Source organism: Streptomyces sp. NPDC044704, from assembly GCF_056433525.1.
Window position 1 is genome coordinate 288,422 of the sequence record NZ_JBWKGY010000010.1, and the last position, 13,999, is coordinate 302,420.

Below are 13,999 nucleotides of genomic sequence, written 5' to 3' on the forward strand. Positions count from 1 at the left end.
CGTGTACGGATGGTTGGACGGCAACTTCGTCAGCGTCATCGACGGGATCGCCTTCGGTCTGCTGCTGTTCACGATCGCGGTCGGCCTGTCCCTGGTCTTCGGCATGATGGACGTGCTCAACCTCGCCCACGGCACCCTCTACCTCGCCGGGGCCTACGTCGCCTACGCCCTGTCCGACGGAAGCCTGTGGGGCCTGCTCCTCGCGCTGGCGGCCGGCGCCCTGCTGGGCACCCTGGGCGGAGCGGCACTGACGTTCCTCACCCAGCCGCTCGCCCGGCGCGGGCACCTGGACCAGGCCGTGCTGACGCTCGGCGTCACCTTCATCGTCGCCGACCTCCTCGCCGCGGCCTTCGGCGGCGACGTGCTGCCCACCGACCCGCCCACCGCGCTCCGCGGCACGGTGGACCTCCTCGGCCACGCCTATCCGGTGTACCGGCTCGTCTTCATCGGCGTCGCGGCCGGCCTCGCCGCCCTCGTGTACCTGCTGTTCGAACGCACCTCGCTCGGAGCCCTGGTGCGGGCCACCGTCGCCGACCGGGACATGGTCCGCGCCCTGGGCGTGGACATCCGCAAGGTGCTCTACGGGGTCTTCGCCCTCGGCGCGGCCCTGGCCGTGGTCGGCGGCGTCCTCGGAGCACCGATCCTGGGCCCCGGCCCGGGCGTCGACGAGACCGTCCTCGTCCTCTCGCTCGTCGTCGTGGTCGTCGGCGGTCTCGGATCCGTACGCGGCGCGCTCGCCGGCGCGCTCCTCATCGGCCAGGTGCAGACGCTCGGGGTGGCGCTGCTGCCGGAGTACGCGCCCTTCCTGCTCTTCGGCACCATGCTCGCCGTGCTCGTCGTCCGCCCGCACGGCCTGGTCCCGTCGGGGGTGCGCGCATGAGCCCGCCCCGGCCCGCCGGATCCGCGGTCCGGCGGCTGTCCCCGGCCGCCGTCGCCCTCGCGCTCGCGGCGGCCCCGTTCGTCCTCGGCCCGTACGCCGTCGGCACGCTGTCGCGGATCCTGGTGTTCGCCCTCCTCGCGATCAGCGTCAACCTGCTCACCGGCCTGACCGGACTGCCGACCCTCGGCCAGTCGGCCTACTTCGGCGTCGGTGCCTATACGGCGGCCGTCGTCGCGACGCGGCTCACCGACGTCGGCGCCTACCAACTGCTCATCGCCGCCGCGGTCTCCGCGCTGGTGGCCGTGCCCACGGGATGGCTGGCGGTGCGGGCCCGGGGCGTGGTGTTCCTGATGCTGACGCTCGCCATCGGCGAGATCGCCTACAGCGCCGCCGTGAACTGGAAATCGCTGACCAACGGCACCGACGGCCTGTCCGGCGTCCCGCCCGTCGTACCGCTGCCGGGCATGGCCGCGCTGGAGCTGGACGGACTGGTGTACTGCTACGTCCTGGCCGTGTTCCTGGCCCTGTTCGCGGCCGTCTCGCGCCTGGGCTCGACACCGTTCGCCCTGGCCCTGCGCGGCATCCGCGACAACGAGCGCCGCATGAGCGCGATCGGGTACCCCACCCGTCGCTACGCCCTGGCCGTCTACTGCGGCGCCGGTGCGCTGGCCGGCGTCGCCGGGGCCCTGTGGGTGTCCGTGCAGCGGTTCGTCTCGCCCGGCGACGCCGGATTCGAGATCGCCGCCCTGGCCCTGCTCGCCGTCGTCATCGGCGGCTCCGGCTCGCTGTGGGGGGCCTGCGCGGGAGCCGCGCTCGTCTGGGTCACCCGCGACTACCTCGGAAACCTCGAAGCCGTCGCGGGCCGCGGGCCGCTGCTGCTCGGACTGTTCTTCGTCGCCGCCGTCTACGCGCTGCCCCGCGGGCTGGCCGGAGTACGGCTCCCGCCCAAGCCGACCCGGAAGAGGACCACGTGACGGAACACGCCCTACTGGAACTACGCTCGGTCTCACGGCACTTCGGCTCCTTCCGGGCCCTGGACGAGGTCGACCTCACCGTGCGCCGCGGTGCCCGGCACGCCGTCATCGGCCCGAACGGCGCCGGAAAGTCGACGCTGTTCGGCCTGATCTCGGGAACGCTGGCGACGACCGCCGGAACCATCCTCGTCGACGGCCAGGACGTGACCCGGCTGCCCGTGGACCGCCGGGTCGGACTCGGTGTCGCCGCGACGTTCCAGCACTCCAGCCTCTTCATGCGCGAGACCGTGCTGGAGAACGTCCTGCTCGCCGTGCTGCGCCCGGCCGGTGCCGGACTCGGCGGCCTGCGGAAGGTGACCGCCCGAACGGCGGCGCTCGCACGGGCCCGGACGCTGCTGGAGCGGGTCGGGCTGCCCACCCGGCACGACGTCCGGGCGGCCGCCCTCTCGCACGGCGAACGGCGGCAGCTGGAGGTCGCCGTCGCGCTGGCCACCGAACCCCGGCTGCTGTTGCTGGACGAGCCGGCCGCCGGCATGTCGCCTGCGGAGACGGCACGGCTCACCGGACTCGTCGCGGCCCTGCCGGACGAGGTGACGGTGCTCCTGATCGAACACGACCTCGACATGGTCTTCGAGCTCGCCGACACGGTGACCGTCATGCACCTCGGGAGACACCTGAAGACCGGCTCCCCGGACGAGGTGCGGGCCTCGGGCGAGGTCCAGAGCGCCTACCTCGGCACGACGGAGGCCGCCTCGTGAAGCCGTTCCTGAGCATCCGCGGCCTGAGCTCCGGATACGCCGGGGGCGTGGTCCTGGGCGGCGTCGACCTCGACCTCGACGAAGGCGGGACCGTCGCGGTCCTCGGCCGCAACGGGGTCGGGAAGACCACCCTCGTCTCCACCGTCATGGGCCTCGTCCGGCCATACGGGGGCAGTGTCACCCTCGGCGGCCGGGAGATCGCCGGATCCCGCGTCGACGTGATCGCCCGGGCCGGGGTGGGTGTCGTACCGCAGGGGCGCCGGGTCTTCGCACCGCTGACCGTGGCCGAGCACCTGGCCATCGCGTCGCGGCCCTCGACGCGCGGGCCGTGGACGAGGGCCCGCGTCCTCGACCTGCTCCCACGGCTCGGGGAGCGGCTCGGGCACCGCGGTGACCAGCTCTCCGGCGGGGAACAGCAGATGCTCGCGATCGCCCGGTCCCTGCTGGGGAACCCGCGCCTGCTGCTCCTCGACGAGCCGTCCGACGGCCTCGCCCCGGCGATCGTCGCCCAAGTCGGCGAGGTCATCCGCGAGGTGAGCGCGCAGGGCATGTCGGTGGTCCTCGTCGAACAGAACCTGGGGCTCGCCTTCTCCGTCGCCCGGAACGTGGCGGTCATGCAGAAGGGCCGCATCGTCCACGAGGCGCCCTGCGCGGAGTTCCGGTCCCGCCCCGAAGACAGGCGGCGCCTGCTGGGCGTCGACTGACCGGACGGAGGCGGCCGCCCGCGCCGGGTTGACGAAGGGCTCCGGGAGACCTTACGGAACGCGGACGCCGGGCCGCACGGCGGCGGGCGCGGCTCCGCGCCGCGCGGCACGGTGTCACCCTGGGACCATGGAATCCCGTAGCGAAACCGAGCGTGCCCCCGCCACCCGGCAAGGCACCGGCCGTGTCCTGGTGGTGGACGACGATCCGACCGTCTCGGAGGTCGTGACGGGCTACCTGGAGCGGGCCGGATTCACGGTGCACCGGGCCGCCGACGGCCCGGCCGCCCTGGAGGCCGCCGCCAGGCACCGCCCCGACCTCGTCGTCCTCGACCTGATGCTGCCCGGCATGGACGGCCTGGAGGTCTGCCGCCGGCTGCGTGCGCGGGCCGACGGGAGGCCTCCCGTGGCCGTGGTCATGCTCACCGCGCGCGGCGACGAGGACGACCGGATCCTGGGCCTCGAAGTCGGCGCGGACGACTACGTGACCAAGCCCTTCAGCCCGCGCGAGCTGGTCCTGCGCGTCCGGTCGGTCCTGCGCAGGGCGTCGACGGCGGCCCCCGCCGACGAACCCCGGCTCGCGGCGGCCGGCCTGGCCGTGGACCCCGCCGCCCGCCGGGCGACGCGGGACGGCGCGGAGCTGGCCCTCACCCTGAGGGAGTTCGACCTCCTCGCCTACTTCCTCCGGCACGCCGGTCAGGTCTGCGACCGGGAACGGCTGATGCGCGAGGTCTGGGGCTGGGACTTCGGCGACCTGTCCACCGTCACCGTCCACGTCCGCAGGCTCCGCGCCAAGATCGAGAAGGACCCGGCCGATCCGCGGCTGATCCGGACCGTGTGGGGTGCCGGATACCGATTCGAAGCGGGCCCCTCCCCGTCCGGGCACGCGGAAGCCACGCCCGGGGCCCGTATGGAGGACCGCCGTGCGTGACCTACTGCTGATCGCCCTGTACGCCTTCCTCGGCGCGGGCGCCGCCGGGCTCCTCGGAGCCGTCGCACTGCGGGTACTGCGGCGGCGCAGCGTCGCCGTCACCCTCGCGGTCGTCGCGGCGGTCGCCGTGTCCGCGATGCTCTCCGGGACGCTCGCGGTGGCGTGGGCGATGTTCCTCTCCTCCCACGACCTCGCCGTGGTGACCACGGTCGTCGCCATGGCCGCGGCCGTGTCGCTGGGCACGGCCCTGCTGCTGGGCCGGCAGGTCGTGCGGCGCTGCCGGGAACTCGTCCGCGCGGCACACGACTTCGGTGAGGAAGGCACCTTCACGGCTCCCGCCGCACCGGCCCCCGCCGAACTCGCGGCGCTGAGCCGCGAGCTGGCCCTCACCGCTGAGCGCCTCGCTGCCTCGCGCGAACGCGAGCGGGCCCTGGAGACCTCGCGGCGCGAGCTCGTGGCCTGGATCTCGCACGACCTACGGACCCCGCTGGCCGGGCTGCGCGCCATGTCGGAAGCGCTGGAGGACGGCATCGTGGCCGACCCGGCCCGCTACCACCGGCAGATGCGCGCGGAGGTGGAGCGCCTCAACTCCATGGTCACCGACCTGTTCGAGCTGTCCCGCATCCACGCGGGCGCCCTCTCCCTCACCCCCACCCGCATGTCCCTCTACGACCTGGTCGGCGACGCGCTCGCGGGAGCGGACGCGCTGGCCCGTGAGCACGGCGTACGGCTGGCCGGCGGGAACGTCGCCCCGCTGCCCGTGGAGGTCGACGGCAAGGAGATGACCCGGGTGCTGTCCAACCTCCTGGTCAACGCCATCCGCCACACCCCGGCCGACGGCACCGTCGCGATCGCCGCCGAACGCCGGGCGGACGCCGTGGTGCTGTCCGTCACCGACGCGTGCGGCGGGATCCCCGAGGAGGACCTGCCCCGCGTCTTCGACACCGGCTGGCGGGGCTCCCGGGCCCGTACCCCTCCCGCGGGCGCGGGCCTGGGCCTGGCCATCGTCCGGGGCATCGTCGAAGCCCACTCCGGGCACGCGGACGTCCACAACGTCCCCGGCGGCTGCCGCTTCGAACTGACCATCCCGGCCACGGCACGAGTGCCGTGACCCGTCGGCGGCTTCCGTCATGTGCGGCGGGTGGCGGAACGCAGTGCGAGGGCCATCACCACTTCGAACACGCCGAGCAGGACGAGCCACAGTCCCAGCAGCCGGGTCAGCGCGACGGCGGAGTCCACCGGGAAGCACAGGACCACGATGCCGGCGACGGCGCCGAGGGCGCCCACGGCGAAGAGCAGGCCGCGGTGCACGAGCGCGCGGTCCGCGATCGCGACGTACGCCGTGAGCACTCCGGTCAGCAGCCAGAACACCCCGACGATCAGCGACAGCGCGCCGATCGTCTGCATCGGATGCCGCAGGACGAGGACGCCCGCCAGGAACGCCAGCATGGCGATGAGGATGCCCGCCAGTCTGCTGCCGCCCCCGTCGCTGCCGTGCGAGAAGGCGGTGACGAACCGGAAGCCGCCCGCCACCAGGAGCTGCAGACCGATGATCACGGCCAGGACGTGCAGCGTCTCGTCCGGCCAGACGAGTACCAGGATGCCGGGGATCAGCGTGGCGAGGGCGAAGCCGAGCGCCCAGTGCCACGAGCCCCCGAGCTGTCTGAGGACGTCCTCGGGGTCGCTCTGCGCGTGCCGTGGCGACGCGTCGGAGGGTACGGTCATCACGCCTCCCGGGCCAGCCGAACGGCCAGCCTCGGCAGGGGCACCTCGAAGGCCGTCGGACATGCCGTATGTGCCTGTCGGTCCCACTTTAGGCCGTTGCGGCACGGCTCGCCCGCGGCGTCTCAGGCGCTGCTGGCCACCGGGGGGTCCGCCACCGCGGCCAGCGTGTCCGGTACGACCCAGCGGCGCTCCTGTTCGAAGGTCCGGAGCAGGTCCGCCGCGACGCTCACCGCGATCGTGGCGGGTTCCTTGCCGGTGATCCCCGCGATCCCGATCGGGGTCTTGATCCGGTCGATGGCGGCGGCGTCGTGGCCGCCCTCGTCGGCCAGGCGTTGCCGGAACCGCGCCCATTTGGCGGCCGAGCCGATCAGGCCGACCGAGCCGAGACCAGGGGTGCGCAGGGCGGCGTCGCACAGGGCGGCGTCCTCGGCGTGATCATGGGTCATGATCAGGACGTGGGTGCCCGGCGGCAGTTCCGCGAGCACCTCCTCCGGAAGCAGCGGGGTGTGGTGCACGTCGATCCGCGCCACCGGGTCCGCGAGCACGCCCAGCCGCTCGTCGGTGAGCATGTCCGGCCGGGTGTCGATCAGGTGCAGATCGAGGTGGTGGCGGGCGAGGATGCGCGCCAGTTCCAGTCCGACGTGCCCGACGCCGAAGACCGCCACCGCCTGGACCACCGGCAGCGGTTCGAGCAGCACGGTCACCGCTCCGCCGCAGCACTGCACGCCGTGCCGGCCGGTGACCTTGTCGTTCAGGGCGAACTCCATCAGCTCCGGCTCCGGATCGGCCGCGCCGTTCAGCTCGCGCGCCCGGTCGATGGCGACCGCCTCGATGTTGCCGCCGCCGATCGACCCCCACGTCTCGGTCCGGCCCACGACGAGTTTGGCACCGGCCCGGCGGGGCGCGTGGCCGCGCACGGTCGCGACGGTCACGAGCACACCGGGTTCCCGGCGTGCTCGCAACCGCGCGACCGCGGCCACCCAGCTCATGTCAGGCATGACTCAAAGCGCTTGCCTCAGTGGCGACTTCACTGCCGCCGGGCGCGTCGGCGCCCTGCCGCGCGCCGCCCGCGCGGACCGCTTCGACCGCCCAGTACACCGCCTCCGGTGTCGCGGGGGAGGCGAGTTCCACGCTGACCCCGCCGGGCCCGAACGCGGCGGCGGCCTCCCGCAGCGCTTCCCGCACCGAGAACGCCAGCATCAGCGGAGGTTCGCCGACCGCCTTGGACCCGTAGACCGCGCCCTCCTCGGTGGCGTTCTCCAGCAGCCTGACGTTGAACTCCTCGGGCATCTCCGAGAAGCTCGGCAGCTTGTAGGTGCTCGCGGCCTGCGTCAGCAGCCGGCCGCGGTTCGGCCCGTCACCGGCGTCCCAGCGCATGTCCTCCAGCGTGAGCCAGCCCGCGCCCTGCACGAAACCGCCCTCGACCTGACCGATGTCGATCATCGGGGAGAGGCTGTCGCCGACGTCGTGCACGATGTCCACGCGCCGGATCCGGTAGGCGCCGGTGAACCCGTCCACCTCCACCTCCGTCGCGGCGGCGCCGTAGGAGAAGTACTTGAACGGCGAGCCGTGGAAGGCCTTCGCGTCCCAGTGCAGTCCCTCGGTCCGGTAGAAACCGGCCGCCGACAGCTGGACCCGCTGGAAGTACGCGGTGCGCACCAGGTCGTCCCAGGCCAGCTCCTTGTCGTTGCCGAGGACGCGTGCGACGCCCTCGACGATGCGCACGTCCGAGGCGTTCGCCCCCAGCTGGGTGCCGGCCACCTGGAGGAGGCGCTCGCGGATCTGCTCGCAGGCGTTCTTCACCGCCGCGCCGTTGAGGTCGGCCCCGGCGCTGGCGGCGGTGGCGGAGGTGTTGGGGACCTTGTCCGTGCGCGTCGGAGCCAGCCGCACCTTGTGCAGCGGGATGCCCAGCGTCGTCGCGGCCACCTGCAGCATCTTGGTGTGCAGGCCCTGCCCCATCTCGGTGCCGCCGTGGTTGATCAGGACCGAGCCGTCCTTGTAGACCAGTACCAGCGCGCCGGCCTGGTTGAAGGCGGTGAGGTTGAACGAGATCCCGAACTTGATCCCGGTGAGCGCGAGCGCCCGCTTGGTGTGCGGGTGCGTGGCGTTGAACGCCTCGATGTCGCGCCGCCGGTCGGCGATGCGGGCGTCGTCCTGTACCTGCTGCCAGACGACGGAGATCCGCTCGGGGCGGGGGACAGGCTGACCGTACGGCGTCGACTGGCCCTGCCGGTAGAAGTTGCGTGCGCGCAGCTCCATCGGATCCAGGCCGAGCAGTGGCGCGCACCGGCCCATGATGTCCTCGATCACCAGCATGCCCTGCGGTCCGCCGAAGCCGCGGAAGGCGGTGTTGGAGACCTTGTTGGTCTTGGCGATGCGGCCGGTGACGCGCGCGTGGGGGATCCAGTAGGTGTTGTCGATGTGGCACAGCGCGCGGGCCACCACGGGCTCGGACAGGTCCAGGCTCCAGCCGCCGTCCGCGGTCAGGGTGGCGTCCAGGGCCTGGATGCGGCCCTCGGCGTCGAAGCCGATCTTCCAGGTGGCGTGGAAGCCGTGGCGCTTGCCGGACATGGTCAGGTCCTGGGTCCGGTTGAGCCGCACCCGCACCGGCCGGCCGGTCAGCCTGGCGCCGAGCGCGGCGACGGCCGCGAACCCGTGCGGCTGCATCTCCTTGCCGCCGAAGCCGCCGCCCATCCGCAGGCACTGCACGGTGACCTCGTGGCTGTGCAGGCCGAGGACGTGCGCGACGATCTCCTGCGTCTCCGAGGGGTGCTGGGTGCTGCTCTGGACGAACATCTGCCCGTTCTCGTCGACGTGGGCCAGCGCCGCGTGCGTTTCGAGATAGAAGTGTTCCTGGTCGGAGAAGTGGAACTCGCCGGTGAACACGTGGGCGGAGTCGTCGAAGCCGGCGTCGACGTCACCGGTCACCATGACGGGCCGGGCGCCGTGGAAGCTCTCGGCCTCGATCGCTTCCCGCAGCGTGACCACGGAGGGCTTCTCGTCGAGATCCACCTCGACGGCCGCCGCACCCAGCCGAGCCGCCTCCAGGGTTTCGGCGAGCACCCAGGCGACCGCGTGGCCGTGGAACATGACCTCGTCGGGGAACAGCGGTTCGTCGTGCTTCATCCCGGCGTCGTTGACACCCGGCACGTCGGCACCGGTCAGGACGCGCACCACACCGGGCACGGCGAGCGCGGGTTCGGTGCGCAGCGCGGTGATCCTGCCGTGCGCCTTCATGACCTGGACCGGGTGGGCGTGCAGTACGTCCTTGGTGCGGTGGACCAGGTCGTCGGTGTACAGCGCGGCGCCGGTGACGTGCAGGTTGGCGCTCTCGTGCGGCATCGAAACGCCGACGACGGGCTTTTCGGGACGGTCGGACAGATGGCTCATGACGACACCTCCTCGGTGGTTCGCGCGTACAGCTTCAGCAGGCTCTGGCCGAGCATCGCGGAGCGGTAGCCGGCACTGGCGCGGTGGTCGTCCATGGGTGTGCCCTGGGCCCGCAGAGCCCGGGACGCGGCGTCGACGGTCTGCGCCGTCCACGGTTCGCCCTCCAGGGCCGCCTCGGCGGCGAGGGCGCGGATCGGGGTGGCGGCCACGCCGCCCAGACCGATCCGCGCCTTGCGGACGATCCCGTCCTCGATGTCGAGGGCGAAGGCGACCGCGACGCTGGAGATGTCGTCGAAGCGCCGCTTGGCGATCTTGTGGAAGGCGGCGACCGGCGACAGCGGCAGCGGGACCCGCACCGCGCGGATCAGCTCGCCGGGACGGCGCACGCTCTGCCGGTAACCGGTGAAGTAGTCGCAGAGGGGGACCTCCCGCTCCCCGTCGGCGTCGGCGAGCACCACCGACGCCTCCAGCGCGAGCAGTACGGGCGGGCTGTCACCGATGGGGGAGCCGGTGCCCAGGTTGCCGCCGAGGGTCGCACCGTTGCGGATCAGCCGGGACGCGAACTGCGGGAACAGCTCCGCCAGCAGGGGGACGCGGCCGTCGAGGCGGCGTTCGATCTCGGTGAGCGTCTGCGCCGCCCCGATCTCGATGTGGTCGGACTCGACGCGCAGCTCCCGCAGTTCGGGCAGCCGGTCGATCGCGACCACGCAACTCGCGCGGCGGGCCCGGATGTTCACCTCCACGCCCCAGTCGGTGCTGCCGGCGACCACGACCGCGTCCGGCCGCTCGCGCAGCAGCCGCAGGGCTTCGGCCAGGGTGCCCGGCCGCAGGAACGTGCTGTCGTTCCGGGTGTAGGCGGTGGCGACCGGTGCGGGCGGGGACTGTTCGCGGCGCTGCGCGAGGGCGTCGTCCTCGGCGGGCGTCCCGACGGCGTACGCGGCGTCGCGGATCGGGCGGTATCCGGTGCAGCGGCACAGGTTTCCGCTCAGCGCGTGCAGATCGAAACCGTTCGGACCGTGCTCCGGGTCGGCGGCGGCGCCGGTGGCGGACTGGGCGCCGTCGGCCGGACCGGCGTGCGCGCAGCGGTCGGGACGGTAGTACTCGGCGGCCATGCTGCAGATGAACCCCGGTGTGCAGTAACCGCATTGGGATCCGCCGCGGACGGCCATCTCCTCCTGCACGGGGTGCAGCGCGGTGGGCGTACCGGATTCGTCGACGGTGGCGAGACCTTCGGAGGTGATGACCTCTTGGCCGTCGAGCGCCGCCACCGGCACCAGGCAGGCGTTGACCGCGACCCAGTCGGTGGGCTTGTTCACCCCGGGGCGGGCCACCAGGACGGAACAGGCGCCGCATTCGCCCTCGGCGCAGCCCTCCTTGGTGCCGGTGAGGCCGCGCTCGCGCAGGAAATCCAGCACGGTGGTGTGGGGTGCGGCCGGTGAAATCGGTGTTTCTTTCCCGTTGACCGTGATCCGCGCCGCTACCATCGCGCGTCCTCGTTCCGGAGCGTGGCCGATCTGACTGTCCTAGTCGCCATTGCAAGTGCTTTCTCGTTCAGGGACGCCGCATCCGGACAACGCGCGGCGCGGCACATCGGCACGCAGCGAGGTGCCGTGAGCGGTGAGAGAGAGGGGAAGGTGCCGGGGCCGCGATCGGGCACGCCGGGAAGGGGGCTGGTCAGCAGCCGTGTGCGACACGACCCGGAGCCCAGGCGATCTGGTGGGACAGGCGAAGCACCGCGGAGATGGTCGACATCCGGCTTCGCCCCCTTCCAGTACAGCGGCTCACGAGTAGGTGCGGTCGAAGTTACGTTGCCGCAGGTTCGCCGGTCAAGCCGTTCCTGGGTCGATTCTACGAAGGGCCGCCCCGTCGGGCGGCTGGTTCTCGTAGGCGCGTCCAGTCCGGCCGGGAGCCCCGTTTTGACAGGCCCCGGAGGGGTGGCAGGGTGGTATGTGGGGTCGACGTCGGGAGGCTCCGCATGACAACCGGTTGCGCATGGAGATCCGCCCTGGCGCGGCAACTGCCGCTCAGGCTCACGGCCGGCACGTTCTTCCTGAGCTCGGGGCTCTCGAAACTCGGTGCGGACGAGGCCACCGCCGAGGGATTGCAGCAGTTCGCCGCCACGGCCTACCCGTTCCTGGGCGGGCAGGACGCCCGTAAGTTCGTCCGGCTGCTGGCCGCCGGGGAACTCGCCATCGCCACCGCCCTGCTCCTGCCGGTGGTCCCCGCCGCTGTCGCCGGTGGCGCGCTGACCGCGTTCTCCGTCGGCACGCTCGGGCTCTACCTGCGCGTTCCGGGGATGCGGGAGGAAGGCGGCCTGCGCCCGACCGAGCAGGGGATCGCGCTGGCCAAGGACGTCTGGCTGCTGGGCATCGGCGTGTCCCTCGTCGTCGACGACGTGAACGAGCGCCGCTGACCGTGCCGCACCACGCCGCGGGCCCGGGTGCGCAGCCCCGTTGCCGATGCCCTTCTCCCGTGGAGGACGGACCGGTTGGTGCCATGTGACGCCATGTGGTGCCACATGGCGCCACTCGGCGCCATTCCGTGCGCCATGGCGGCTCGGAGTGGCTGCGGTGCCTCCCTGGCTCACCCCGCCCGCTTCCTGTATGTGCAGGTCAGGAGGGTGATCCGATAGCGCGGACCACGTGAGGCGCCGTCAGGCTTGCGGATGGCGCCATCGTGGTGCCATTATGGCGTCATGGATCTGACCCCGTATGTCGACACCCTGCGCCGTGAACTCGCGGTGGCCGCCGAAGCCGGCGGGGAGGACGCCCGCGAGCTGGCCGAGCGGCTCACCGCTCCGCTGGAGTCGGCGACCCGGCTGACCATGCTCCACGTGCTCTCCGCCGCGATGGACGAGATCACGCGCGAACTCGCCCCCGGGTCGGTCGACGTACGGCTGCGCGGGCTCGACCCCGACTTCGTGGTGACGCTGCCGCCCGCCGAGGGGCGCCCCGCGGAGCCGGCCGCGCCCGTCGAGGCGCTCACGGCGCAGGCGGCAAACGCCGAGGGCGACGAGGGCGGCACCGCCCGCGTCAACCTGCGGCTGCCGGCCCACCTCAAGACCCGCGCCGAGGAGGCCGCCGGCCGCGAGGGCCTGTCGGTCAACGCGTGGCTCGTGCGGGCCGTGTCCGCCGCGGTCGACGGCGGTGGCACGCCGCGGACGACGGAGAGGGCCCGGACCGTCGGACAGAGCTTCACGGGCTGGGTGCGCTAGGGCCTGTCGTCAAACTCCCGTCTGCCCCGCGACGCCTGGCACGCGCTCTCGCCGCACCGGGCGAAAGCCAAGTACGTCCAGTACGCGGGCTTCCGCCCGGCGCACCGAGAGCACGCACCAGACGCCGCAGGGCCGCCCTCCGGGCGACGACGGGAGTTTGACGACAGGCCCTAGCCCCTCCGCCCGCCGCGCTTCACCCCGCACCACGTCACCCCGCACCACTTCACCCACACCGCGTCCCACCAGCCGGGACGCCCCAAGGACTCATGAGGACGGGACAGCCATGCCTTCTTTCGACACGCCCGAACCGATTTCGGTCACCGCCCACGTGGACGCCGGTTCCATCCAGTTCGCCGCGGGCGACCGCCTCGACACCGTCGTCGAAGTCCGGCCCCGAGACCCGAAGAAGGACCAGGACGTGCGGTCGGCCGACCAGACCGAAGTCACCTACGCGAGCGGGGTCCTGACCGTCAGGACGCCCAAGCAGCGCAACCTCTTCGGGCGCACCGGCACCGTCGACGTGACCGTCGAACTGCCCACCGGTTCGCGCGTCGACATGACCGGCGCCTGGGCCCAGGTGCTCGGCGAGGGCCGGCTGGGCGAGGTCCGCGTGAAGACCTCGTCCGGTGACGTCCGCCTCGACACGACCGGGCCGCTCCACCTGACCGCCTCCCACGGTTCGATCACCGTCGACCGGATCGAGGGCGCCTCCGAGATCACCACCAGCTCCGGCAGCCTGCGCGTCGGTACCGCCGACGGCTCCGCCGTACTGAAGAACTCGCACGGCACCACGACCGTCGGCGCCGTCACCGGCGACCTGAGGGTGAGGGGCTCCAACGGCGACATCGACATCGCGCGCGCCGAGGGCTCCGTCGCCGCCACCACCGCCCACGGCACGCTGCGCGTCGCCGACGTCGCCCGCGGCACCGTCCAGTTGGAGACCTCCTACGGCGCCATCGAGGTCGGCATCCGCGAGGGCGCGGCCGCCTGGCTCGACGTCAGCTCCGACCACGGATGGGTGCGCAACACCCTCACCGCCTCCGAAGCCCCGGAGAAGGACGGGGACACCGTCGAGGTCCGCGCCCGGACCCGGCACGGCAACATCGACGTCCGCCGCGCCCGGGCCTGAGTGCCGGCCCCGCGAACCCGCCCGTTCCCCCGTCGCTCCAGCCTCCGAAAGGGAGGACTCCATGCCTTCTTCTGTCATGCCCACGCCACGGCAGTCCTGTGCGCCGTCGCCCGCCGCCGTTTCCGCCGTCGGTCTGCGCAAGTCCTACGGCGACAAGACCGTGCTCGACGGCATCGACCTGCACATCCCGGCCGGGTCCGTGTTCTCCCTGCTCGGGCCGAACGGCGCCGGCAAGACCACCGCCGTGAAGATCCTCTCCACCCTGATCACCGCCGACGCCGGCCAGATCCACGTCGG

Annotated in this window: 14 protein-coding genes; 10 read left to right on the top strand and 4 right to left on the bottom strand. The window is 72.7% G+C overall.

What is annotated here, in order from left to right:
* Window position 1 precedes the first annotated feature (1 nt).
* From AC07B0_RS24835 to AC07B0_RS24860, 6 genes are all read left to right on the top strand, one after another.
* On the top strand, window positions 2-880 hold the full coding sequence (locus AC07B0_RS24835) for a branched-chain amino acid ABC transporter permease (RefSeq protein WP_469382205.1): 879 nt from the start codon (window positions 2-4) through the stop codon (window positions 878-880).
* Entirely contained in the window at window positions 877-1,854 is a 978-nt protein-coding gene (locus AC07B0_RS24840) for a branched-chain amino acid ABC transporter permease (RefSeq protein WP_478866841.1), read from the top strand. The genes AC07B0_RS24835 and AC07B0_RS24840 overlap by 4 nt, the downstream gene beginning before the upstream one ends.
* A complete protein-coding gene (locus AC07B0_RS24845; protein WP_469382207.1) occupies window positions 1,851-2,612 on the top strand; it encodes an ABC transporter ATP-binding protein in 762 nt (253 codons plus the stop codon). Before AC07B0_RS24840 ends, AC07B0_RS24845 begins: the two co-directional genes overlap by 4 nt.
* Window positions 2,609-3,316, top strand: a complete 708-nt coding sequence (locus AC07B0_RS24850; protein ID WP_356880846.1) for an ABC transporter ATP-binding protein — start codon at window positions 2,609-2,611, stop codon at window positions 3,314-3,316. Before AC07B0_RS24845 ends, AC07B0_RS24850 begins: the two co-directional genes overlap by 4 nt.
* Window positions 3,317-3,443: 127 nt before the next feature.
* A complete protein-coding gene (locus AC07B0_RS24855; protein WP_478898959.1) occupies window positions 3,444-4,244 on the top strand; it encodes a response regulator transcription factor in 801 nt (266 codons plus the stop codon).
* The gene (locus tag AC07B0_RS24860) at window positions 4,237-5,355 is read left to right on the top strand and encodes a sensor histidine kinase (RefSeq protein ID WP_478898960.1); all 1,119 of its coding nucleotides are present in this window, start codon (window positions 4,237-4,239) and stop codon (window positions 5,353-5,355) included. The genes AC07B0_RS24855 and AC07B0_RS24860 overlap by 8 nt, the downstream gene beginning before the upstream one ends.
* A gap of 17 nt (window positions 5,356-5,372) precedes the next feature.
* Here the strand turns inward: AC07B0_RS24860 and AC07B0_RS24865 are convergent, their stop codons facing one another.
* From AC07B0_RS24865 to AC07B0_RS24880, 4 genes are all read right to left on the bottom strand, one after another.
* Window positions 5,373-5,969, bottom strand: a complete 597-nt coding sequence (locus tag AC07B0_RS24865) for an HdeD family acid-resistance protein (RefSeq protein ID WP_356880840.1) — start codon at window positions 5,967-5,969, stop codon at window positions 5,373-5,375.
* Between the two features lie 122 nt (window positions 5,970-6,091).
* Complete coding sequence (gene xdhC / locus AC07B0_RS24870) at window positions 6,092-6,958, bottom strand: xanthine dehydrogenase accessory protein XdhC (protein WP_478898969.1); 867 nt, start codon at window positions 6,956-6,958, stop codon at window positions 6,092-6,094.
* Between the two features lies 1 nt (window position 6,959).
* Window positions 6,960-9,359, bottom strand: a complete 2,400-nt coding sequence (gene xdhB, locus AC07B0_RS24875; RefSeq protein ID WP_478866846.1) for a xanthine dehydrogenase molybdopterin binding subunit — start codon at window positions 9,357-9,359, stop codon at window positions 6,960-6,962.
* Window positions 9,356-10,843: a xanthine dehydrogenase small subunit gene (locus tag AC07B0_RS24880; protein WP_356880836.1), complete on the bottom strand. Its 1,488-nt coding sequence runs from the start codon at window positions 10,841-10,843 to the stop codon at window positions 9,356-9,358. The genes xdhB and AC07B0_RS24880 overlap by 4 nt, the downstream gene beginning before the upstream one ends.
* A gap of 491 nt (window positions 10,844-11,334) precedes the next feature.
* Here AC07B0_RS24880 and AC07B0_RS24885 point away from each other — a divergent pair, with 491 nt between their 5' ends.
* The 4 genes from AC07B0_RS24885 to AC07B0_RS24900 all read left to right on the top strand — a co-directional run.
* The gene (locus AC07B0_RS24885; protein ID WP_467299812.1) at window positions 11,335-11,772 is read left to right on the top strand and encodes a hypothetical protein; all 438 of its coding nucleotides are present in this window, start codon (window positions 11,335-11,337) and stop codon (window positions 11,770-11,772) included.
* A 282-nt stretch (window positions 11,773-12,054) separates the two neighbouring features.
* Window positions 12,055-12,573, top strand: coding sequence for a hypothetical protein (locus AC07B0_RS24890; protein ID WP_478898961.1), 519 nt, complete (start codon window positions 12,055-12,057; stop codon window positions 12,571-12,573).
* Between the two features lie 283 nt (window positions 12,574-12,856).
* Window positions 12,857-13,702 carry a DUF4097 family beta strand repeat-containing protein gene (locus AC07B0_RS24895; RefSeq protein ID WP_356880830.1) on the top strand — a complete coding sequence of 282 codons (846 nt, stop codon included), beginning with the start codon at window positions 12,857-12,859 and terminating at the stop codon, window positions 13,700-13,702.
* 61 nt (window positions 13,703-13,763) lie between these two features.
* Window positions 13,764-13,999 (top strand): ATP-binding cassette domain-containing protein (locus tag AC07B0_RS24900; protein ID WP_356880828.1); only part of this gene is annotated, 236 nt, incomplete at its 3' end.

Bases quoted from the DNA above. Each gene is read 5' to 3' on its own strand.
- AC07B0_RS24855 (WP_478898959.1), top strand. From the start codon at position 3,444: ATGGAATCCCGTAGCGAAACCGAGCGTGCCCCCGCCACCCGGCAAGGC.
- AC07B0_RS24880 (WP_356880836.1), bottom strand. From the start codon at position 10,843: ATGGTAGCGGCGCGGATCACGGTCAACGGGAAAGAAACACCGATTTCA.
- xdhB (WP_478866846.1), bottom strand. From the start codon at position 9,359: ATGAGCCATCTGTCCGACCGTCCCGAAAAGCCCGTCGTCGGCGTTTCG.
- AC07B0_RS24890 (WP_478898961.1), top strand. From the start codon at position 12,055: ATGGATCTGACCCCGTATGTCGACACCCTGCGCCGTGAACTCGCGGTG.
- AC07B0_RS24865 (WP_356880840.1), bottom strand. From the start codon at position 5,969: ATGACCGTACCCTCCGACGCGTCGCCACGGCACGCGCAGAGCGACCCC.
- AC07B0_RS24895 (WP_356880830.1), top strand. From the start codon at position 12,857: ATGCCTTCTTTCGACACGCCCGAACCGATTTCGGTCACCGCCCACGTG.
- AC07B0_RS24840 (WP_478866841.1), top strand. From the start codon at position 877: ATGAGCCCGCCCCGGCCCGCCGGATCCGCGGTCCGGCGGCTGTCCCCG.
- xdhC (WP_478898969.1), bottom strand. From the start codon at position 6,958: ATGAGCTGGGTGGCCGCGGTCGCGCGGTTGCGAGCACGCCGGGAACCC.
- AC07B0_RS24885 (WP_467299812.1), top strand. From the start codon at position 11,335: ATGACAACCGGTTGCGCATGGAGATCCGCCCTGGCGCGGCAACTGCCG.